At 61.2% G+C, this 20,422-nt stretch carries 20 protein-coding genes and 1 pseudogene; 12 read left to right on the top strand and 9 right to left on the bottom strand.

The annotated features are described in order from the left end of the window. The first annotated feature begins 228 nt into the window (after positions 1-228). The 10 genes and pseudogenes from V8Z78_RS01370 to V8Z78_RS01415 all read left to right on the top strand — a co-directional run bounded on the left by V8Z78_RS01370 (position 229) and on the right by V8Z78_RS01415 (position 9,697). Positions 229-1,809 carry a hypothetical protein gene (locus tag V8Z78_RS01370; protein WP_349730759.1) on the top strand — a complete coding sequence of 527 codons (1,581 nt, stop codon included), beginning with the start codon at positions 229-231 and terminating at the stop codon, positions 1,807-1,809. Between the two features lie 12 nt (positions 1,810-1,821). Further along, a complete protein-coding gene (locus V8Z78_RS01375) occupies positions 1,822-2,697 on the top strand; it encodes a hypothetical protein (protein ID WP_349730760.1) in 876 nt (291 codons plus the stop codon). A 321-nt stretch (positions 2,698-3,018) separates the two neighbouring features. Then, a complete protein-coding gene (locus V8Z78_RS01380; RefSeq protein WP_349730761.1) occupies positions 3,019-3,606 on the top strand; it encodes a hypothetical protein in 588 nt (195 codons plus the stop codon). After that, a complete protein-coding gene (locus V8Z78_RS01385) occupies positions 3,606-5,309 on the top strand; it encodes a hypothetical protein (RefSeq protein WP_349730762.1) in 1,704 nt (567 codons plus the stop codon). Before V8Z78_RS01380 ends, V8Z78_RS01385 begins: the two co-directional genes overlap by 1 nt. After that, the gene (locus tag V8Z78_RS01390; protein ID WP_349730763.1) at positions 5,306-6,124 is read left to right on the top strand and encodes a phage/gene transfer agent baseplate hub protein; all 819 of its coding nucleotides are present in this window, start codon (positions 5,306-5,308) and stop codon (positions 6,122-6,124) included. Before V8Z78_RS01385 ends, V8Z78_RS01390 begins: the two co-directional genes overlap by 4 nt. Positions 6,125-6,136: 12 nt before the next feature. Further along, positions 6,137-6,352 (top strand): hypothetical protein, encoded by a 216-nt coding sequence (locus V8Z78_RS01395; protein ID WP_349730764.1) that lies wholly within the window; start codon positions 6,137-6,139, stop codon positions 6,350-6,352. 10 nt (positions 6,353-6,362) lie between these two features. Continuing rightward, on the top strand, positions 6,363-6,593 hold the full coding sequence (locus V8Z78_RS01400; RefSeq protein ID WP_349730765.1) for a hypothetical protein: 231 nt from the start codon (positions 6,363-6,365) through the stop codon (positions 6,591-6,593). Next, positions 6,586-8,751: a phage tail protein gene (locus V8Z78_RS01405; RefSeq protein ID WP_349730766.1), complete on the top strand. Its 2,166-nt coding sequence runs from the start codon at positions 6,586-6,588 to the stop codon at positions 8,749-8,751. Before V8Z78_RS01400 ends, V8Z78_RS01405 begins: the two co-directional genes overlap by 8 nt. Before the next feature lie 142 nt (positions 8,752-8,893). Then, positions 8,894-9,127, top strand: coding sequence for a Com family DNA-binding transcriptional regulator (locus V8Z78_RS01410; protein WP_349730767.1), 234 nt, complete (start codon positions 8,894-8,896; stop codon positions 9,125-9,127). Beyond that, positions 9,048-9,697: pseudogene (locus tag V8Z78_RS01415) on the top strand (DNA adenine methylase). Before V8Z78_RS01410 ends, V8Z78_RS01415 begins: the two are co-directional and overlap by 80 nt. A 209-nt stretch (positions 9,698-9,906) precedes the next feature. Here V8Z78_RS01415 and V8Z78_RS01420 read toward each other — a convergent pair. The 4 genes from V8Z78_RS01420 to bla all read right to left on the bottom strand — a co-directional run bounded on the left by V8Z78_RS01420 (position 9,907) and on the right by bla (position 13,435). Continuing rightward, positions 9,907-10,458, bottom strand: a complete 552-nt coding sequence (locus V8Z78_RS01420) for an STN domain-containing protein (RefSeq protein ID WP_502878828.1) — start codon at positions 10,456-10,458, stop codon at positions 9,907-9,909. Positions 10,459-10,602: 144 nt separating this feature from the next. After that, complete coding sequence (locus V8Z78_RS01425; protein ID WP_057092164.1) at positions 10,603-11,586, bottom strand: FecR family protein; 984 nt, start codon at positions 11,584-11,586, stop codon at positions 10,603-10,605. Continuing rightward, positions 11,583-12,050 carry a sigma-70 family RNA polymerase sigma factor gene (locus tag V8Z78_RS01430; protein WP_039048631.1) on the bottom strand — a complete coding sequence of 156 codons (468 nt, stop codon included), beginning with the start codon at positions 12,048-12,050 and terminating at the stop codon, positions 11,583-11,585. Before V8Z78_RS01430 ends, V8Z78_RS01425 begins: the two co-directional genes overlap by 4 nt. Positions 12,051-12,529: 479 nt before the next feature. Beyond that, complete coding sequence (gene bla, locus V8Z78_RS01435) at positions 12,530-13,435, bottom strand: class A beta-lactamase (protein ID WP_003067956.1); 906 nt, start codon at positions 13,433-13,435, stop codon at positions 12,530-12,532. Positions 13,436-13,548: 113 nt separating this feature from the next. Here bla and V8Z78_RS01440 point away from each other — a divergent pair, with 113 nt between their 5' ends. Further along, a complete protein-coding gene (locus V8Z78_RS01440) occupies positions 13,549-14,412 on the top strand; it encodes a LysR family transcriptional regulator (protein WP_003067957.1) in 864 nt (287 codons plus the stop codon). A gap of 139 nt (positions 14,413-14,551) precedes the next feature. Beyond that, positions 14,552-15,268 (top strand): glutathione S-transferase, encoded by a 717-nt coding sequence (locus tag V8Z78_RS01445; RefSeq protein ID WP_012838161.1) that lies wholly within the window; start codon positions 14,552-14,554, stop codon positions 15,266-15,268. A gap of 117 nt (positions 15,269-15,385) precedes the next feature. Here the strand turns inward: V8Z78_RS01445 and V8Z78_RS01450 are convergent, their stop codons facing one another. The 5 genes from V8Z78_RS01450 to V8Z78_RS01470 all read right to left on the bottom strand — a co-directional run bounded on the left by V8Z78_RS01450 (position 15,386) and on the right by V8Z78_RS01470 (position 20,278). Next, positions 15,386-15,886 (bottom strand): disulfide bond formation protein B, encoded by a 501-nt coding sequence (locus V8Z78_RS01450; RefSeq protein ID WP_039048628.1) that lies wholly within the window; start codon positions 15,884-15,886, stop codon positions 15,386-15,388. A gap of 166 nt (positions 15,887-16,052) precedes the next feature. Then, the gene (locus tag V8Z78_RS01455) at positions 16,053-17,180 is read right to left on the bottom strand and encodes a sulfate/molybdate ABC transporter ATP-binding protein (protein WP_003055644.1); all 1,128 of its coding nucleotides are present in this window, start codon (positions 17,178-17,180) and stop codon (positions 16,053-16,055) included. Positions 17,181-17,209: 29 nt separating this feature from the next. Continuing rightward, positions 17,210-18,250, bottom strand: coding sequence for a sulfate ABC transporter permease subunit CysW (gene cysW, locus V8Z78_RS01460; RefSeq protein ID WP_034352057.1), 1,041 nt, complete (start codon positions 18,248-18,250; stop codon positions 17,210-17,212). 1 nt (position 18,251) lies between these two features. Continuing rightward, the gene (gene cysT, locus V8Z78_RS01465; RefSeq protein WP_034352054.1) at positions 18,252-19,109 is read right to left on the bottom strand and encodes a sulfate ABC transporter permease subunit CysT; all 858 of its coding nucleotides are present in this window, start codon (positions 19,107-19,109) and stop codon (positions 18,252-18,254) included. A gap of 167 nt (positions 19,110-19,276) precedes the next feature. After that, positions 19,277-20,278, bottom strand: coding sequence for a sulfate ABC transporter substrate-binding protein (locus V8Z78_RS01470; RefSeq protein ID WP_003067963.1), 1,002 nt, complete (start codon positions 20,276-20,278; stop codon positions 19,277-19,279). Positions 20,279-20,422 lie beyond the last annotated feature (144 nt).

The following is a 20,422-nucleotide window of genomic DNA, read 5'->3' on the forward strand; positions in this document are numbered from 1 at the left end:
GGTATCGCGGCCACCGACTCCTGGGATCGCCGAGCAAAAAGCCTGCGCAACTGGAAAGAACAGCTTGCCGATGCTGTCAAGGAAATTCGGGAGCAAGGCAAGCTGCTGGGCAAGTCTGACAAGGACATTCAGGACCAGATCGACCGCGAGACGGAAAAGCTCACGCCCAAGACCCCGAAAGGCGCAGGTCCCAAGGTCAACCCAGTAGACACGGCCTTCCAGACCCAGTTGCAGACGCTGCAGCAGGCTCGCGCGCAGGCTGAGCAGGGCCTGGCCAATGCCCAGGACAATGTGGGCAGTAGTACGGACCAGGCCACGGCCAAGCTGGAGGCCTGGCTAACGGTCAACAAAAACGCCCTCAAGCTGGATGACGCCCGCATTGCCCAGCTGCGCCAGGTGGCAGCTGAGACCGACCGGCTGAACAAGTCCACCAAGGACCTGCAAGACACCAAGGCCCGCAATGAGCGCATCACCCAAGGCCTGGCCGCTGTAGACGAAAGCATCAGCCAGGCGCAAGGGCGTACGGCCGAGGCAGCGGTCACCCGGATCGAGGAGCGATTCCGCAAGCTGCGCGATGACCTGGGCAAGACCGGCAACTTGTCGGGCCTGGCCAAGGTCGACCAGCTCGTGGGCATTGAGAGCGCCCGCGCCCAGCTGGAGGGCCTGCAGCAGCAGGCAGACCGCATTTTCTCGGACCAGTCGCGCACCGAGCAGTCCCTGGCCAACCAGGTCACGGCAGGCTTGACGGGCGAGTTGGAGGCCAAGCGCCAGATCCTCAATATCAACACCAGCACGGCCGCACAGGTGGAGGCCTTGCTGCCCAAGATGCGCGAGCTGGCCGAAATCACCGGCAATCCGGCCGCCATCGACCGCGTCAAGGACTTGGAAGTTCGCATCCAAGGCCTGCGCACCAAGGCCAACGAAGTCAGCCAGGCATTCGGCAATGCTTTCGGAAACAGCCTTTCAAATTCGCTCAAGAGCCTGGCTGATGGCACCGCTTCCCTGGGCGAGGCCGTCCGTGGCCTGCTGAGCAACCTGGCCCAAGGCATGGGCGAGTGGGCAGCCCAGCAGCTGGCCCTGCGTGCTCAGGAAGGCGTGATGGGCCTGATCAACGGGGCGAGCAAGACGGCTGCAGGCGCGGGCGCTGCCTCCGCAGCCAGCACCGCAGCCGCAGGCCTAGGCGCTGTGGTGGACACCGCTGGTACTGCTGCCGATGCAGCGGCCACCGCCGCATCCACCGCAGCCACAGTGGCCGATACGGTTGCAACCACTGCCGCTACCGCAGCCACCACGGCCATGGCCACGGCCGCAACAGCTGCTGCCGTGGCGTTGCAGGCGATCGCTGCATCCTCTGCCGGCTCCGGGGCCAGCAGCGTCATCGGCGCCCTCGGTGCGGGCTTCTCCAGCGGTGGCTGGACCGGTCCTGGCGCCAAGTATCAATACGCAGGTGTGGTTCACGCGGATGAATTCGTACATCGCCAGGAAGTGGTGCGCCAGCCTGGTGCGCTGGCCTTCTTGACCCGCTTCAACCAGGTCGGCATGAAAGCCCTCAATGACTGGCTTCCCTACGCAGACGGCGGCTTGGTCGTGGGGGCTGGCGCATCGCTGGGCATTCCGTCCATGGGCAACTTCAAGCCCGCTGCGCCGGCGATGGGCGGCAGCACCAAGCTGGACAACCAGCAGAACTTCTACCTGGTCGACGACCCTGACCGCATTGCCCAGGTGCTGTCCAGCAGCAAGGGCGAAAAAGCCATGACGGTTTTGCTCAGCCGCAATGCTGCCAAGTTTCGACAAATTTTGGAGCTATGAGGAGAGATTGAGATGCCCCACAAGATAGGCTTTGTCACCAACAGCGGTGGCAAGCTGGCCCATCAGAACATGCTCCAGGTGGTCAAGGAGTTTGCCGAGGCCAATGGATGGACGGTGATGCGCTATATCGACAACGCAGCCAGCCACGAGCTGATTCTGCGTGCGCCTGGCCTGTCAGGCACAGAGCAAATTTATGTGGGCATGCGCACGTACGACAACGCCAATGCCGACTATTACAACCTCACTGCCGCAGGCTTTACGGGGTATGTGGCGGGCAATACGTTTGCAGCACAGCCGGGGGCCATGTTCTCGGGCGTTCCGGCCCATAACCTGCGCATTGACTACTGGCTGACCCTCAACGGCCAGCGGTTGGTGCTGGCCATGAAGGTCGGCACTCCGGTCTACGAATCCATGTATCTGGGCAAGATGCTGCCCTACGGCCGCCCCAGCCAGTATCCCTATCCGGTTGTGGTGGGGGGCATGCTGAGCGGAGAGCCTGCAACCCGCTTCTCAGATAGCACACATACCTGCTGGGTCAAGGGTGGCTATGGACGCTACAACAGCTCTAGCACCACTTATCCAAACATGCGCCTACGCTTCAACGACGGAGTGTGGAAGACGCCCGAAGCCTACCCCTATAGCAACTTGTATTTTGGCAGCTCGAGCTATGCCGTACGAGATGCCAATGGCTTCTACACATTGACACCTATTGTGCTCAATACATCGCAGGAGGGGCTGCTGGGTGAGTTGGACGGCGTGTTTCACATCAGCGGTTTCAACAACGCTGTTGAAAACACTGTGCTGATCAACGGCCTGCAGCATGTCGTGATGCAAGACGTGTGGCGCACCGGCCATAACGATTACTACGCGATTCGCATGGAGGCCTGAATGCCGTACTACACAGGCTCTATCAGTACATACGACGAGCTGCTGACCGCAGTCGCCAATGCATGCACCGCCAATGGCTGGACATACAGCTCCGGCATCCTTTCAAAAGGCAATGCGTTTTTCAAACTCTCGGCGGTATCGACTGGGACTTACCGTGGTCTGAACGTTGAAGGCGGCACCGGACAAAGCGGAGCCACTTTGCTGGGGCCAGCGGGCAGCAGATCCCGCTGCGGCCCTCCCACAACCGGAGCTACATGGGGCCAGCCAGGCTGGCCGGCCGTTTATCACATTCACATCGGCCTACTGCCCGATGAAGTCTATGTGGTCATCAACCTCAATGTGACTGACTACTATTGGCTGGCTTTTGGCACAAGCAATGTGCCAGGGCTCACAGGAACCGGCGCATGGACTTCCGGCTGCGGCAGTGGTGATACAGGCGGCAGCAATACCTACATCAGCAGCAATGGCGGCATTTCGGATACCAGCAACTCTTGCTGCGCACCTTTCTGGGCAAGTACCCGCTCCAGTGGCATCTATGCCTATGAGAGCGTGCAGACAGACAGCAACAATGTCTGGAGCGGACAGACTAGTCAGCCACGCCTTGTGGGAATTTCATTGCAGTCCCCCTTGATCGGACGCTTGCCCAGTGTGTGGAACTCTGAGACCGTGTTGCTGCCGATCACGGTCTACCAAGAGCAACCTGAGAGCAAGGCTCGCTTGATTGCAGACCTGGGGCATGCGCGCTATGCACGCATCAATTTCATAGACCCCGGTCAGGTGCTGAGCTTTGGGCCAGACCGCTGGAAGGTCTATCCCTTCTTCCGAAAAAACGCATCCATCCCTGATCCTGGCTCCTATGCCACCCATACCGGCACGTTTGGTTGGGCAATCCGATACGACGGCGCGTGATGGCAGTCCTTGCTGGATATATCTCCAAAAGCAGTCAGGCGGTCGCAGACAACCCTCTGCTGGCCTCGGGGCTGATCAACTTTGCGGGCGAGGTCGACGTGGCCTGGCCACCACATACCCAGCCTGCAACGCGGACGACATCGGCCGTGCTCCAGCGCAAGCCTGCCTTAGCGAACCCGCGTGCCTTGCAAGGATACCGCTCGCACAGTTTCACCGATGAGTTCTATCACCGGGTGCATGTCGCCCCTAATGAGCTGGTGCTGGGCAATATCGCAAGCGTCCAAGTTTCCACGGTGCGGGTCTGGAATGCACACCTGGTGCCAATCGCCGTGCAAGGCGTGGAGTGCGACGACACCGGCATCACTATCACGCCGCCTGCTGCATTGCCCATGGTGCTGGGCGGTCTGCAGGAAACGGACTGGCTGATCAATGTCACCCAAGACGGGCCCAGCACGTTGGACACTTATGTGCGTTGGTTACTGCCAACCGGCTCTGCATCGCTGCACATCACAGGCAGTCGCATCGTGCCCTGGGGCTTTGTGCCGGACTGGTCCACACCGGTTGCCGAGCGGCTGGAGTGGCTGACCGATGTGTTGACCAGCCCACGCGGCGGTGAGCAGCGCCGGTCTTTGCGTGTCTCGCCGCGCCGTTCATTTGACGCAAGCATGCTGACCGAAGGCCGGGAGCGGGCATTTTTTGATATGTCTGTTGCGGGCTGGGGTCGCAGGGTCTGGGCACTGCCGATCTGGCACGACATTCAGTTCCTGGCTGCAGACCTGGCCGCTGGCTCTCTGCGCATCAATTGCGCGGTCTCGCTATTTGAATTCCGAGCCGGAGGCCTTGCACTGCTGCGCGGCGAGTCGGCGTTTGAAACCGAGGCCGTGGAAATTCTGGCTATCGACGCCACGGGCCTGCAGCTCACGCGGCCGACACAGCAGCGCTGGTCTGCAGGTACGCGCCTGTACCCCGTACGCACAGCACGCATTGCCAGCATTGAGAGCAAGCCACTCACCGACAAGCACAACCGTGCGCAGCTGAAGTTTGACCTTGCCGAGCCTTCTGACTGGAGTGCGGCATTGCCACAGGCCCTGTACCGGGGCCGCCCCGTGTTTGAGCTGCGCCCTGATGAGTCCGAAGACCTGACACTCAATTACGAGCGGCTGTTGCAGACGCTGGACAACGGCTCAGCACTGCCCGCCGTCACAGATACAGCCAGCAAACACATTAGCGTGCAGCAGCACCGCTGGGCCTTGCAGGGCCGCGAGGAACGCGCCGCTTGGCGCAGTCTTGCCTACGGGCTGCGCGGTCGTGCCAAGTCGGTCTGGGTGCCCACGCACGCCTGGGACCTGACGTTGACAAAGCCCGCCTCGGGCTCGCTGCTGACTGTGGAGCGCATCGGCTATGCCCGTTTTGGCGTCAAGACTCAGGGCCGCCAGGACATCCGCATCGAGCTGCACAGCGGCACCGTCATTTACCGGCGTATCACGGCTGCAGCCGAGGATGCAGCCACCGAGAACCTGAGCCTGGACTCTGACCTGCCAGGAGTGATCAACCCTGCAGACGTCTGGCGCATCAGCTTTATGGCCCTGTGCCGCGCAGCAGACGATGCGCTTGAACTGACCCATCACAGCGATGCGCAGGACGGCCTGGCCAGGGCATCCATCACATGGCGCGGCGTGCGTGACGACCTGGAGACCGTATGACTTTTACAAGTCGTGAAACATCGTTGCATGACGGCCAGCCTGTACGGTTGTATCTGTTTGAGCTGGGCGGCAATCAGCGCTGGTCCTTTTGCACGGCAGACCGCAATATCAAACTGCAGGGCATCGTCTACCGCTCGCTGGCCATCATGGATGACGGCATCCGTATGACGGGCCAAGTCTCGGCCGACACGGTCAAGATCACGGCCCCGCAGGATCTGCCCCCAGCCCAGCTCTTTCGCGGTGCGCCGCCTTCGGACGAGGTGTTTGTGACGATTAGGGACTTCCACTGGGGCGAGGCAGATGCCATGGACTCCAGCGTGGTGGTCTGGATTGGGTCCATCACCGGCGTGCGCTGGCCCCAGGATGACCGCTGTGAGCTGGTCTGCGAATCGCTCTCTGCCAGCATGCGCCGCCCAGGCCTGCGCCTGACTTACCAGCGAGGCTGCCCGCACAGTGTCTACGACTCGGAGTGCGGTGCCAACCGCGAGCTGCACAAGGTGCAGGCGACTGTTTCGGCCATGGACGGGGCCAGCATCACCCACAACGCAGCAGGCGCGGGAGTGTTCGCTGCGGGTTTCGTGGAGTGGCAGTCCAACGGCCGCACTGAGCGGCGCGGCATCGACGGCGAGGCTGGCCAGGTCATCACGCTGCTGGGCGGCACCAGCGGGCTTGCCGTGGGCATGGCCATCAATCTGTTTGAGGGCTGTGATCAAAGCAGCGCCACCTGCAACGGACGCTTCAACAACATGAACAACTACGGCGGATTCCGTCACATGCCCGGTAAATCGCCATTTGACGGCGATCCGGCTTTCTGAGGAGCGCATGCCATGTTTGTGCAATTCGCCATTTTTGTGGCCAGCGTAATCATCAGCTATGCCACCCGGCCCAAGGCCGCAATGCCCAAGCCTGCGGCGTTTGAGGATTTTGATTTTCCACAGTCCACAGAAGGCACGGCCCAGGTGTTCATCTTTGGGGATGTGTGGATTGAAGACTGGATGGTCGTTGGCGTAGGCAATTACCGCACCAGCCCCATCCGTCGCTGAAAGAGGCTATATGCAGATTCATGCCCATCATCTCTACAGCGTGCCCAACTTCAACGGCGGCACGGGCTACTGCGCGGCAGGCTGCCGCGAGTGGTTTGCGGCCCATGGCCTGAGCTGGTCCGACTTCGTGGCCCACGGCATCGAGGAGGCCGAACTGGCCGCCACTGGCGACGAGCTGGCCCACCGTGTGATCGAACACGCCAGGGCTTCAGCCGTAGACCAGGAGCAGCCCAATGGGTAAGAAATCAAAGGTCACCATCGGCTACAAGTACTTCATGGGCATTCACATGGCCCTGAGTCGTGGCCCCCTGGACGAGATTGTCGAGATCCGCGTGGGCGACAAGGAAGCCTGGAAGGGGAGCATCACCGGCAACACTGAGGTCTATATAGACAAGCCCGAGCTGTTCGGCGGCGAAGAGAAGGAAGGCGGCATTCAGGGCACGCTCGCCGTGCTGATGGGCGCCAAGACCCAGCCAGTGCATGCACGCCTCGCTGAGATGCTGGGTGGCCTGGTTCCGGCATTCCGGGGCGTGAGCACCATGTTCTTTGACGGCCTAATCTGCGCCATGAGTCCGTACCCCAAGACCTGGGCCATTCGCGCTAGGCGTTCGGTGCAGGGCTGGAATGCTGATGCGGTCTGGTATCCGGCCAAGGCCCGCGTGCTCCTTGAAGACGGGGCCATCCACGCGATGAACCCGGCCCATATCTTGTACCAGGCCTACACAGACCCACGCATGGGCCGGGGCCTGCCCACAAGCCGCATGGACGAGGCCAGTTGGCAAGCTGCGGCGGATCTGTTTGCGGCTGAAGGCTTTGGCCTGTGCCTCAAATGGACACGCTCGGACGGCATCGACAAGTTTGCCCAGACGGTGCTGGACCATGTAGGGGCCTCGGTCTTCACAAGCCGACGCACGGGCAAGATCGTGCTCTGGCCCACGCGAGATAACTACCTCGTGGACGATCTGCCACATTTCACATTTGACACCGGGCTGCTGGGCATTGACGACGATGAGAGCGCCATCCAGCTGGGCGGCACCAATGAAGTCATCGTCAAATACCGCGACCCCGTGGCCAAGCAGGACAAGCAGGTCCGGGCCAAGAACCTGGGCGCTATCCATGCGGCCGGTGGCGTGACCAACTCCACAACGCTGGATATGTTTGGTCTGCCCACCGCCAGCCTGGCCAGTCGCGTGGCCCAGCGCGAGCTGCGGGTGACCAGCGGCTTTATCCGCCGCTTCAAGCTACGCCTAGATAGACGCGGGGCCGACATCATGCCGGGCGGTGTCTTCGCCATCAGCGACAGCCGCCGAGGCATTGCCCGCATGGTGCTGCGCGCCGGGGCCTGCGAGTACGGCACGCTGGATGATGGCACCGTGACCATCACGGCCGTGCAGGATGTGTTTGGCCTGCCAGCCACCAGCCTGATCCCTGCGGAGCCGCCAGGCTATGTCCCGCCCAGCTCGCTGCCCGCGCCAGTGACCCTGCGCCGCCCGTTTGAAGCGCCATATCGTGAGCTGGTGCAGGCCCTTGGCTCAGCCGAGGCACAAGCGCTTGACCCAGCTGCAGCCCATATGATGATTGCGGCCGTCGCACCGACTTCATTGTCCATGGGCTATGAGGTGGCCACACGTATATCACCGGCCGCTTATGCCATCACCACACTGGATGGCCCGTTTTGCCCCAGCGGCACGTTGTCTGTGGGCATCACACCTGGCACAACCCAGATCACAGCCCTGAATGCCACGCGTCTGGATGATGTCCGGGTAGGCACTGCTGCTCTGATTGACGATGAGATCGTGCGCGTGGATGCCATCAACCCTCAAACTGGCGTGTGTACCCTCGGCCGGGGCTGTGCTGACACCGTGCCAAAACCGCATGCGGCCGGTGCCCGCGTTTGGTTCTATGACGACTTTGCTGCCATTCCCCAGGCGGAGTACTCGCAGGGCGTGACGGTCAACGCCAAGTTGCTGACCCGCACCGGCAGCGGCCTGCTGGCCGAAAGCGCCGCCCCGGTTGACAGCCTGGCCATGATCGGACGCGCTGGCCTGCCATACCCACCGGGCAACCTCAAGATCAACGGCCAAGCATGGCCAGAGCAAATCACAGGGGAACTGTCCGTGAGCTGGGCCAGCCGTGACCGCATCACCCAAGCCGACCAGTTGATTGACGCCACGGCAGGCAATATAGGCCCGTCCAGTGGCACGAGCTACCGCCTGCGCATTTATACGGGCACCACGCTGCGTCGCACCTATTCGGGCTTGTCTAGCACCAGCCAGACCTATAGCGCAGCCGACGAACTGACCGATGGCGGGCCGTTTACTTCACTGCGGGTGGTACTGGATAGCCAACTTGGCGGCAGGACTAGCCAGCAGGCCCAGGAGTGGACCGTGACCCGATAAAAAAGACGGGCGACCTAGTCAAGTGCGCTAACACCTGGCTAAGCCCCCGACCCGCAGACTAGACCTGCAAGTCAGGCGAAGACCCGCCGCTCTCGAGAGCCCGGCAAGTCTATCGTCTTTCAACAGCTGAAACTGGCTTGCAATGAATGAAATTAGATGCGGCAACTGCCGCCGCAAACTGGCCGAGGGCGAATACATCCGCCTGGCCATCAAGTGCCCCCGTTGCGGAGCATTCAATCAGCTGAGCGCCCAGAGCGCCCCAAAAGAGCCCCAGCGAGGGCCGGAAGCTGAGATAAATGACAAACCCCATCGTTCCCTGGATCGGAGGCAAGCGCCGCCTGGTCGACATGCTGCTCAAGCGCTTTCCGGCGCATGACTGCTACGTCGAGGTCTTCGCGGGCGGCGCGGCCGTCTACTTCGCCCGCCACCCGGCCAACGTCGAGGTGCTCAACGACGTCAATGGCGACTTGGTCAATCTATATAGGGTGGTCACCCATCACCTGGAGGAGTTCGTGCGCCAGTTCAAATGGGCGTTGACCAGCCGCCAAGTGTTCAAGTGGCTGCAGGACACCCGCCCAGAAACCCTGACCGATATCCAGCGGGCGGTACATATATAGAGCAGCTCGACTGGGCCTCCTGTATGGACCGCTACGACCGGGCCCACACGCTCTTCTATATGGACCCACCGTACTGGGAGACTGAGGGCTACGGCATGCCATTCCCCTGGGAGCAATACGAGCTGATGGCCAAGAAGCTCAAGACCATCAAGGGCAAGGCCGTCATCAGCATCAACGACCACCCGGCCATCAGGGAGTGCTTCAAGGACTTTGAGATGGAAGCACTCAAGCTGGACTACACCGTGGGCGGCGGCTCAAACCGCGTCGAACGCGGGGAGCTGGTCATCTACAGCTGGAACAGGGCTGCTGAGCCTGCGGGCCTGTTCTAGGGTGGACTGATATAGTCTCCGGCGATGGTGCAGGTCGGAAAGGGCCAGCCGAAAGGCGCAACCCGTGGCGTTACCCCACGGCCGGTATCCTGCCCATCCCATGGATCAGAAACAGCAAAGCCAGCGACTGCTGGCTTTTTTGTCTGAGCCCCTGATTCTGTAATTCCTTTGCACCCATTGAAACCGTGAGCGAGGTGATTTATCACACGTCACAGCGCCAACTTATCGCGCCGCGCTTCACGCTGGCGCGTCACCACCGAGATCGACTGTGGTGTCTCGCGGATGTCCTGCCCTTTGCCCAGGGACACGTATGAGGCGGCATACGAGCCGCTGCCTTCCGTGGCTTCGCGTTCAGCCTGGGCCGTCACCGTCACCTCGCCCAGCATGCCGGTCTGGTTGCTGTGGCGGCGCACGGTGATGGCCGACCCGGCAGGTACCGCTTCCAGCCCGCTCCCAGTCAGTGCCTTGCCCAACGCCTCGTTCAAGGTATGAACGCCTTGCAGCGCCGGCGCCGTGCGGCCTTCCACCAATGCAGCGTCAACCGAGACCGACACCCCCCAGGTGCGGGCCAGTGCATTCAATGCCTGTCCCAGGGGCTGCGCAGGCAAGCTCAGGCTGCGCGATGTGGACATGGCTGTCTGGCTGCTGGCGCTCTGGGCATGAGCCGTCGGCAACACCGCCAGGCCCGACCAGCTCAGACAAGCTAAGGCACTGGCCAGAGCCACGCTGCGCAGACTGCCACCATGCGAACCCGCAGCCAAACCCTTCCCTTGGTTAGAAGAAAAATGAGAGTGATTTCTTTTCATCAAATACATCCTGTGAACTGCTTGTCAAAGTGCTTTCACAGTGAAGACGCATGAAACGGTTTGTACCGGACAAAAATTTTCATCCGGCCTTGCCGGCCGTCAGCGCCGACGGATGATGGTGCGGCCATCGGCCAGTTGCTCCACGCGCACCGGCAGGGAGCGCGACAGGCTGGCAATGAAGATGGCAGGCTCGCGCAGCTTGAAGCTGCCGGTCAATCGCAGGGATTGCAAAGAAGCCCCATCGTCCAGCAGCATCGGCTGGGCCAGATAGTCACTCCAGCGCGCCACGACTTCGGTCAGTGGCGTGCGGTCGAACACCAGCCAGCCTTCGCGCCAGGCGCCCACATCCGAAGCATTGAGCGAGTAGTGCGCGAGCTCGCCGCCTGCATAGATGCGCAGGCCTTGGCCGGCGCCCAGCATGGCATCGGGATTCTGATCCGTCATGCGGGCTTGCTGCCACACGGCCACACGGCCCTGGGCGACGCTGACCTGCAGGCCGGTAGGCCTAAGGGCCACAGAAAAAACCGTACCCAGTACACGCACCCGGCCCAGGGCCGTGTGGACCTCCAGCGGCCTCTGTGCATCATGGGCCACGTCGAGCCGGATTTCGCCCTGGCGCAGATGGATCTCGCGGCGCTGACGGTAGAGCACCACCAAGGCATCGGTGCCAGGCGCCAAATCGAGCTGGCTGCCATCAGCCAGATGGCGACTCAATTGCTGGCCGTGGCCTGTATGCAGCGCGATCTGCTCCGTTGGCTGCAGCCAGTGCCAGCGGCCAAGCATGCCGGCCAGGCCCGCCACACCAGCGACTCCCAGCACGGAAAGCGCACGCCGGCGCGTCTGCTGCGCACGCGCCGACTGGGTGGCGGGCATGGGCATATCGCCTTGCAAAGCACTGCCATCGGTCTGCGCCCAGCCCGCCATGGCAGCCTGGGCCGCCAGCTCATTCGCGGGCTCACTGGCACGCCAGCGTTCCAGCGTCTCTACCGCTACCTGCGCTGCTTCGGTACTTGCGCCATGCTGGCGAGCAATCAGCAACAAGGCGTATTCCAGCCGTTTGCGCTCGGGCATCTCGGCCTTCATGACTTGAGCCCCATGCAATCGCAGACGGCACGCACCACATGTTTTTCGATGGCGGCTTCGCTGATATTCATATGCGCTGCTGCCTCGGCATGGCTGAAGCCATAGATGCGTACCAGCACAAACACCTCGCGACGCTTGCGCGGCATGGCTTGCAGGCGCCGTGACAGCAAGACCAGTTGCTGTCGCCCTTGCACCTGACGCTCGGCCGAGGGCGCCTCATCGGCCCCCACTACCGCCAGGGTTTCCAGCATGCGTGCTTCTGCAGCGCGGCGGCGCGCATCGTCGATCACAATGTTCTTGCCGGTACGAAACAGCAGTGCTCGCAAATCCCGTACCGCAAGCTCTCGCGACTGCATGGCAAAGACGCGGGCATAGCTTTCCTGCACGACATCCGCAGCCGCATCCCGGCTATTGAGCGAGCGAGCAAAGAAACTGACGAGTTCTGCGTAATAGTGCGCAACCACGGGTACACCTCGACCTCTTGCGAGGCATGCCGCCCAGGCTCTTGAATCGGCCGCAAAACATGCAGCTACGGAGCGGGAAAGCGCAGACTCTATCAGAAAATGAGAATCAATCTCATTAAATGACAGATCTCGACGCCTCTTCGCATCAATGCAGAGCCGGCGTCGCGACAAACTTTGAACGTGCGCCTGCAACGCTGGCGCGACTGGGTGAGCTCCGCCCCGGGTCATCTCCTGCTATCAGCCATTCAGGCGCAACAACTGCTGCCGGGCCCACCCAAGTTCAAGCGCAAGGCTCGGACAGGACTTGTGATTGGTCAGCCCCCTACCCTGCCTGGCAGCAAACCTCAAGCCTGAAAGGCAAGCCCACAGAGCATCCTGCGGCTGCAATCGAGTGGATGGTCAGGCTTCTGTAACAGAGCTTCCCCCAAGCCTGCAGGCATGCAAGATCCTTGCCCACGATCGAAATGACCGCCGCTGGTTCAGATCGTGTAATACCAGCGTTTGATCGCTTCGCCAGCCCTGGCCAACACGGCTTCTCGCCCCGCCCCATCGAGCGGGCTGCCGGTCAGATACGCCGTCACCAGCAGCGGCGCAGATTGTGCGGTAGGCCAGACGATGAGAGTGTCGCAAGCCGTGCCCCTCTCTCCGCTGCCTGTCTTGCCGCCCACTGTCCAGTCGCCGGGCATGCCGGCGCGCACGCGCTTGTCACCGGTACGGCTGTCCACCAGCCACTGCTGCAACAAGGCGCGGGCATAGCCCTCCAGCACATCGCCCAGCAGCAGTTTCTGCAGGCTTTGCACCATGGCTTGCGGCGTCGTTGTGTCGCGTTCATCGCCGGGCAGCGCAGTGTTCAGCGAAGGCTCGTTGCGGTCCAGCCGGGTGATGCCGTCCCCCAGTTCGCGCAGCCATTGCGTCAGCGCCGCCGGCCCGCCGCTGGCCTCCAGCAGCACATTGGCCGCCGTGTTGTCGCTGACAAGCACCATCGCTTCACACAGTTCCTGCACCGTCATGCCGCCATTGGCACCCGCGCGCTTTTCGGATATCGGCGACCAGGCCACGACTTCGGAAGGAGAGTAATAGAGCTTGCGCCACAGACGAATTTCATCTCGCTGTGCCAGATACAGCATGCGTGCAGCCAACAAGGTCTTGAAGGTGCTGCACATGGGAAAGCGCTCATCGCCGCGCCAGCCCGCCTCGGCGCCACTGACGGTATCCAGCACATACAGGCCGAATCGGCCCTGGGCCTGAATCTCCAACGCCGCCAACTCGTCGCTCAATGTTCTCGCTGCTGCGGCTTGCTGCTTGGAGATAAAAGCACAGCCGCTCAGTCCCCAGGCCCCCAGCCCCAAGGCCAGTCCTGTTGTCAGCATGCTGCGTCGCTGCATAAGATCCTCTTTTGGTTAACTGTCATGGTTTGAAGCATAAATCGGTAGATTCGTATGAACCAGCAGTAATAATTGACACCATCCATTAGAAAAACTTTTATCTTGATTGAGATATGCAGCTACCACTGAACGCCTTGCGCATGTTTGATGCGGCCGCCCGTCACCAGAGCCTGACTCGCGCCGCGCAGGAGCTGCATGTGACGCAGGCCGCCGTCAGCCAGCACATCCGTAATCTCGAAGAGCGCCTTGGCAAGCCTTTGTTTCGCCGCCTGCCGCGCGGCCTGGCCCTGACCGACGAAGGCCAGGCCTTGTGGCCCGTGGTGGCACAGAGCTTTGAGCGCATAGAGCAATCGCTGCAGCAGGTGGCAGAACCACGACCACGCGAAATTCTGACCGTGGGCGTGGTCGGCACTTTTGCCATAGGCTGGCTGATCCCCAGGCTGAGCCAGTTCCAGCAGTTGCACCCCTACATAGATCTTCGGCTGCTGACCAATAACAATCGCGTGGATCTGGCCGGCGAAGGGCTGGACGCCGCCGTGCGCTTTGGCGACGGTGCCTGGCATGGCACGCACGCGCAGATGCTGCTGCGCGCACCGCTCTCGCCCATGTGCACCCCCATGCTGGCACAACAGCTGCGCGAGCCTGCCGACCTGGCCCGGCAAACCTTGCTGCGCTCCTATCGCACCCAGGAATGGGAAGGCTGGTTTGCCGGCCTTGACCAGGCAGCCCCGCTGGCGCGCGGAGCCATGTTCGACTCTTCGCTAACGCTGGCCGAGGCCGCCGCTCAGGGCGCAGGCATTGCCCTGCTGCCCGCACGCATGTTCGAGCACATGCTGCAACAGGGCCGGCTGGTGCGCCCTTTTGCCCATGAGGTCGACACCGGCGCCTACTGGCTGACCTATCTCAAATCGCGTCAGGCCAGCGCCGCCTTGCAAACCTTCAGACAATGGCTGATGACCCAGTTGCAAACTGACTGAAACCAGCGCTCTTTAATGGCTAAAACCGTTTCACTCCAATCGTTTCAAGCTATCAATCCGTGAGTACTCCAAAACATCTAAGCCGCACAGGTCTGCATGGCTTCAGGGCAAGAGGTACAGTACACGCCCAGCAAGCGCCATGGCGCTTTGGTTTCATTCATCTCATCAGATACCTGCCTTGACTGCCGCCGCCACCCTGCCCGTCCTGTACTCCTTCCGTCGCTGCCCCTATGCCATTCGAGCCCGTCTGGCGCTGGCCCATGCGGGCCTGGCTTGCGAACTGCGTGAAATCAATCTGCGCAACAAGCCACAGGCACTGCTCGACGCATCGCCCAAGGGCACGGTGCCCGTGCTGGTGCTGCAGGACGGAAAAGTCATTGATCAGAGCCTGGAGGTGATGCTGCATGCGCTGCACGGCAACGACCCCGATGGCTGGCTGCAACCCACGCATGGCAGCCTGGAGGACATGCTGGCTCTGATCGAGCGCAACGACGGCTTTTTCAAACAGGCTCTTGATCGCTGCAAATACCCCGAGCGCCACGATGCCGAGGCCGTGAACCAGGCCCAGGCCGACGCGCTGACCTGGTTGTCGGCACTGAACGATCAGCTCGAGGAAACCGGCTATCTGTTCGGTCTGAACCCCAGTCTGGCCGATATGGCACTGCGCCCCTTTGTGCGCCAGTACGCGCGCATCGACGAAGCGCAGTGGAACGAGCAGCCCTGGCCTCATCTGCAGCATTGGCTGCAGCGCTGGATTGACTCGGCCCTGTTTGCCGAAGTCATGGAAACCTATCCAGGCTGGTTGCCCGGCAGCAAGGGGCCGACATTTGTTGGCGAGAGCGTGGAAAGCCTCTAATGGTGAAACCATGGCTGCAGCTGCTGGAGTGACAGCTACGGCCAGTGTTTCCAAGCCATGAAAAAGCCCCGGCAGCTTACGCTTGCCGGGGCTTCATAGTTTGGATGTCGCCGGGATTCAGCGCTTTACGCCCTTGATCAACAGCATGGCCAGAATCACGAAAAACGCCACGAAGCAGACAAACGACCAGTTGGCAATGGAGCCGCCAAGCAAAGTCCAGTCAATGGCCGCACAGTCGCCCGAGCCCTGGAAGATCATGGGAATGGAGCGGCTGAAGGAATAGTGCTCGATCATGCCGTAGAAGTCACGGCCGCAGGTCGCAAACTCGGGTGGATACCACTGTAGCCAGCTTTGGCGTGCCGCCACAAATGCACCGAAACCGCTGGCCAGCAGGGCCAGAATGCCAAAGCTCATCCACCAGCCTTTTTGGTCTCTAAAGCTTGCCAGCCCTGTGAAGATAGCTACCAAAATCAGTGCATAGCGCTGTACGATGCACATGGGGCAAGGCTCCAGACCCACCACATGCTGCAAGTAAAGGCCAAACGCCAGCATGGCCACACAGGCGACGCTGATCAGCGCCAGGATGCGCCGCGGCGCGGTTTCAAACCATTGAAGCATCAATATTCTTTCTGCGAAATTTCTGAATCATGCCAGCACCAAGGATAACGCCCTCTGATGCCTGCACGACTCCTTCGCAGGAGACTGCAAGCCAGAGCCGCCTCTCGGCGACTCTGAGACTCCCGCCTGAGAGGCAGGGGTAAGGCGCATAGCGCCTCAGGGGGTATCAAATCCCAGCCGCCTCATCCAGGAACACCTTGGCCCGGCGCGGCGTCACCACCAGGGTTTCACCTTCGCGCAGACCCATGTCCTTGAACTGCTGTGCGGGAATCTGGGCTTCAATCAACCCGTCTTCCCCGGCATGGCTGGCATTTGGTGTGGTCTCGGAGGGAATAAGTTCCAGCCTTGCAATGGGGCCGACCACAATGGCGCGCGAAAGCTGAGCCACGATGCCTGTGGGGCGCCCCTGGGCGTCGAGGTTCTGGCCCGGGGAATAGCGCTCCACTTCCAGATCATGGGGTCGCACATAGGCAAAAGCCTGGCTGTCCTGGGCACCGCGCGCATCGCTACTGTCCAGCTGCATGCCTTCGTCCAGATAGACCCGGCCATCGCTGGCGCGGCCCTTGAACAGGTTCACATCGCCCAGGAAGCCATAGACAAACGGAGTGGCGGGGTTATCCCAGACTTGCTGGGGCGTGCCTTCCTGTTCGATCTTGCCCTGATTGATGACCACCACGCGATCCGCCACTTCCAGGGCTTCCTCCTGGTCGTGGGTCACGAAGATGGAGGTCACATGCAACTCGTCGTGCAACTGGCGCAGCCAGCGTCGCAGCTCCTTGCGCACCTTGGCATCCAGGGCACCAAAGGGCTCGTCAAGCAGCAGCACCTTGGGCTCGACAGCCAGGGCACGGGCCAGCGCGATACGCTGACGCTGGCCGCCCGAGAGTTGCGATGGATAGCGCTCGGCAATCCAGTCCAGTTGCACCAGCTTGAGCAGCTTCATGACCTTTTCCTTGATCACTGCCTCGCTGGGGCGTTCCTTGCGCGGCTTGACACGCAGGCCGAAAGCCACGTTCTCGAACACCGTCATATGGCGGAACAGCGCGTAGTGCTGAAACACAAAGCCCACGTTGCGGTCTCGCACATGCACATCGGTGGTGTCTTCACCGCTGAAGTGGATGCTGCCCACATCGGCAGTCTCCAGACCCGCGATGATGCGCAGCAGCGTGGTCTTGCCGCAGCCCGATGGGCCGAGCAAGGCGATCAGTTCGCCCGATTTGATATCCAGACTCACATCGCGCAGGGCCTGAAAATCGCCGAACTGCTTGCTGACATTACGAATTTCGATACTCATGATGAATCTCTTGTTCTGATCCGGGCAGCTCAGGCTGCCTTGGCGGTTTTGTTCGTTGCGAGGCTGATCTGGCCTGGGCGCTCGGGCGGTGCTTCGGCAGCGGCCCTGGCCTGCTGCTCGGCACGCCATTCGGCGAGGGACTTGATCACCAGTGTCACCAGCGCCAGCAGCGCCAGCAGCGATGCCACGGCAAAGGCGGCTGCCGCCTGATAGTCGGCATACAGCACTTCCACATGCAGCGGCATGGTGTTGGTCTGGCCCCGGATATGGCCGGAGACAACGGACACGGCACCGAACTCGCCCATGGCACGGGCGTTGCACAGAATCACGCCATAGACCAGACCCCATTTGATATTGGGCAGGGTGACATTCCAGAAGGTCTGCCAGCCCGAGGCGCCAAGCACGATGGCGGCCTGCTCTTCGTCGCTGCCCTGGGCCTGCATCAGCGGGATCAGTTCACGGGCGATGAAGGGAAAGGTCACGAACACGGTGGCCAGCACGATGCCGGGCACGGCAAAGATGATCTGGATCTCATGCTTGGCCAGCCAGGGGCCCAGCCAGCCGTTGGCGCCAAACACCAGCACGTACATCAGACCGGCAACCACGGGCGAGATGGAGAATGGCAGGTCAATCAAGGTGGTCAAAAAGGCCTTGCCCTTGAACTCGTACTTGGCGATGCACCAGGCGGCGGCCACGCCGAAGACCAGGTTCAGGGGCACGGCAATCAGCGCCGTGATCAGCGTGAGCTTGATGGACGAGATCGCATCAGGCTCGCCCAGCGACGTGACGTAGACATCCCAGCCCTTGCGCAGCGCCTCGCCAAAGACGGACAGCAGCGGCAGGATCAGGAAGATCAACATGAACAGCAGGGCCACTGTGGTCAGAACCCAGCGCACCCAGCGCGGCTCGGTCGTGGTCATCTTCTCCAGCTTGGCGCTCTTGGGCGGGGCCGTGATCTTGTAGAGCACGACCAGGACCAGCAGAGCAATGGCGACGATGGTGAAAAGATGCGCCCAGATGGGCAGCAGATTGGGAAACAGCGCCTGAATCGCTGCGTGAATCGAAGACATCTCAGCGGCCTCCCTGCGCCTTGCGCTGCCATGCCTGCAGTGCGTTGATCAGCAGCAGCAATACAAAAGAGATCAGCAGCATCACCACGGCCACGGCCGTGGCACCAGCCACATCGTGTTGATCCAGCTTGGCCATGATGATCAGCGGAGTGATTTCCGAGACCATGGGAATGTTGCCGGCAATGAAGATCACCGAGCCATATTCACCCACGGCGCGCGCAAAAGCCATGGCAAAGCCGGTCAGCAGCGCCGGACCGATATGCGGCAGTATGACCTTGTAGAAAATCTGCCAGCGCGATGCGCCCAGGCTGGTTGCCGCCTCTTCCAGCTCCTTCTCGAAGTCTTCAAGCACCGGCTGAACGGTACGCACCACAAAAGGCAGACCGATGAAAATCAGTGCAATGGCGATGCCCTTGGGGTTGTAGGCCATCTGAATGCCCAACGACTCGAAGTACTGTCCGATCCAGCCATTGCCCGCATACAGCGCCGACAGCGAGATACCGGCCACGGCCGTAGGCAGCGCAAACGGCAGATCGACCAGCGCATCCACCACCTTCTTGCCGGGGAACTGGTAGCGCACCAGCACCCAGGCGATCAGCATGCCGAACACCACGTTCACGCAGGCCGCGATAAAGGACATGGTGAAGGACAGCTCGTAGGAAGCGACCACGGCCGGCGCCGATACCGCAGTCCAGAACTGTTCCCAGGTCAATGAGAAGCTTTTGAACAGCAGGGCTACCAGCGGGATAAGCACGATGATGCTCAGATAAAAAATGGTGTAGCCCAGCGTCAACCCGAAACCGGGCAACACTCGCTTGGCACTACGCGCCTTGCGGGGGGCTAGAGCAGCAGAGGACATATTCAAAAGGCGATGTAGAAAAAGTGATTGCAGCCAACATGCCGGGCCTATGAACAGGCAGGCGCCCCACAGGGACGCCGAGCAAGGGCCGCCCCTTACGCTTGGGGCGTCGCCCCCTCCCGCGCAGCGAGAGAGGGGGAAGCGGCATAGCCGCTCAAAGGGAGTCTTTATTTACCGGGGGTGTAGAGCTTGTCGAACTGGCCGCCATCGTTGAAGTGCACCTTCTGCGCTTCGGTCAGCGAACCGAAGTACTTGGCCACGGTGAACTGCTTGATGGGCTTGAACTGGTCGGCGTGCTTCTTCAGCACTGCTTCGGAGCGCGGGCGGATCGCATGCTTGGCAGCGATTTCCTGGGCTTCGTCAGAGTACAGCCACTGCAGATAGTCGTTGGCCAGCTGGGTCGTGCCCTTCTTGGCCACGGTGCGCTCGACCACAGCCACTGGATTCTCGGCCACGATGCTCACCGAGGGGTAGACGGCGTCGACCTTGCCCTGGCCGAATTCACGGTCCACGGACACGACTTCGGATTCGAAGGTGATCAGCACATCGCCGATATTGCGCTGCAAGAAGATGCTGGTCGCATCGCGGCCGCCCTTGCCCAGCACGGGCACGTTCTTGTAGAGCTTTTGCACGAATTCGGCCGCTTGCGCATCGGTGCCGCCCTTCTCACGTACCGAGCCCCAGGCGGCCAGATAGGCGTAGCGACCATTGCCGCCGGTCTTGGGGTTGACCACCACAACCTTCACATCTGGGCGCACCAGATCGGACCAGTCCTTGATGTTCTTGGGATTGCCGTTGCGCACCAGGAACAGCATGGTCGATGTAGTGGGCGATGCGTCATGCGGGAACTTCTTGTTCCAGTCCTTGGCGACCACGCCGTTCTGGGCCAGGAAATCCACATCGGTGGTCGTGTTGAAAGTCACCACATCGGCAGCCAGGCCGTCATTGACGGCGCGGGCCTGGGCACTGGAGCCGCCATGGGACTGATCCACCTTGATGTCCACGCCCTTGGTCTTCTTGTAATGGGCGATGAATGCAGCGTTGTAATCCTTGTAGAACTCGCGGGCCACGTCATAGGAGACATTGAGCAGCTGAGTCTGTGCCGAGGCAGCGCCTGCTGCTGCCAGTGCGATGGATGCCAACAATGTCTTGAGCTTCACGGAATGCATGGTTCGCTGCCTTTTCTTGAGCAATGTGTATAGATGTAGACATTGTGCGAACGACTCCTTAAAACTCAAAAGAATATATTTTTCTTTGTTTTTCTGAAATTCAATATAAAGAATAAAACAGCACGCGAGTTCAAAGTAAAAATA

The sequence above is a fragment of the Comamonas sp. wu1-DMT genome (assembly GCF_040187805.1).
Taxonomy (GTDB): Bacteria; Pseudomonadota; Gammaproteobacteria; order Burkholderiales; family Burkholderiaceae_C; genus Comamonas; species Comamonas thiooxydans.

What these genes read in the sequence shown, in the direction of transcription:
- V8Z78_RS01405 (WP_349730766.1), top strand. Translation starts at nt 6,586, where the DNA reads ATGGGTAAGAAATCAAAGGTCACCATCGGCTACAAGTACTTCATGGGC.
- V8Z78_RS01395 (WP_349730764.1), top strand. Translation starts at nt 6,137, where the DNA reads ATGTTTGTGCAATTCGCCATTTTTGTGGCCAGCGTAATCATCAGCTAT.
- V8Z78_RS01425 (WP_057092164.1), bottom strand. Translation starts at nt 11,586, where the DNA reads ATGAAGGCCGAGATGCCCGAGCGCAAACGGCTGGAATACGCCTTGTTG.
- V8Z78_RS01470 (WP_003067963.1), bottom strand. Translation starts at nt 20,278, where the DNA reads ATGCATTCCGTGAAGCTCAAGACATTGTTGGCATCCATCGCACTGGCA.
- V8Z78_RS01455 (WP_003055644.1), bottom strand. Translation starts at nt 17,180, where the DNA reads ATGAGTATCGAAATTCGTAATGTCAGCAAGCAGTTCGGCGATTTTCAG.
- cysT (WP_034352054.1), bottom strand. Translation starts at nt 19,109, where the DNA reads ATGTCCTCTGCTGCTCTAGCCCCCCGCAAGGCGCGTAGTGCCAAGCGA.
- cysW (WP_034352057.1), bottom strand. Translation starts at nt 18,250, where the DNA reads ATGTCTTCGATTCACGCAGCGATTCAGGCGCTGTTTCCCAATCTGCTG.
- V8Z78_RS01390 (WP_349730763.1), top strand. Translation starts at nt 5,306, where the DNA reads ATGACTTTTACAAGTCGTGAAACATCGTTGCATGACGGCCAGCCTGTA.
- V8Z78_RS01445 (WP_012838161.1), top strand. Translation starts at nt 14,552, where the DNA reads ATGGCGCTTTGGTTTCATTCATCTCATCAGATACCTGCCTTGACTGCC.
- V8Z78_RS01410 (WP_349730767.1), top strand. Translation starts at nt 8,894, where the DNA reads ATGAATGAAATTAGATGCGGCAACTGCCGCCGCAAACTGGCCGAGGGC.
- V8Z78_RS01375 (WP_349730760.1), top strand. Translation starts at nt 1,822, where the DNA reads ATGCCCCACAAGATAGGCTTTGTCACCAACAGCGGTGGCAAGCTGGCC.
- V8Z78_RS01400 (WP_349730765.1), top strand. Translation starts at nt 6,363, where the DNA reads ATGCAGATTCATGCCCATCATCTCTACAGCGTGCCCAACTTCAACGGC.
- bla (WP_003067956.1), bottom strand. Translation starts at nt 13,435, where the DNA reads ATGCAGCGACGCAGCATGCTGACAACAGGACTGGCCTTGGGGCTGGGG.
- V8Z78_RS01385 (WP_349730762.1), top strand. Translation starts at nt 3,606, where the DNA reads ATGGCAGTCCTTGCTGGATATATCTCCAAAAGCAGTCAGGCGGTCGCA.
- V8Z78_RS01440 (WP_003067957.1), top strand. Translation starts at nt 13,549, where the DNA reads ATGCAGCTACCACTGAACGCCTTGCGCATGTTTGATGCGGCCGCCCGT.
- V8Z78_RS01450 (WP_039048628.1), bottom strand. Translation starts at nt 15,886, where the DNA reads ATGCTTCAATGGTTTGAAACCGCGCCGCGGCGCATCCTGGCGCTGATC.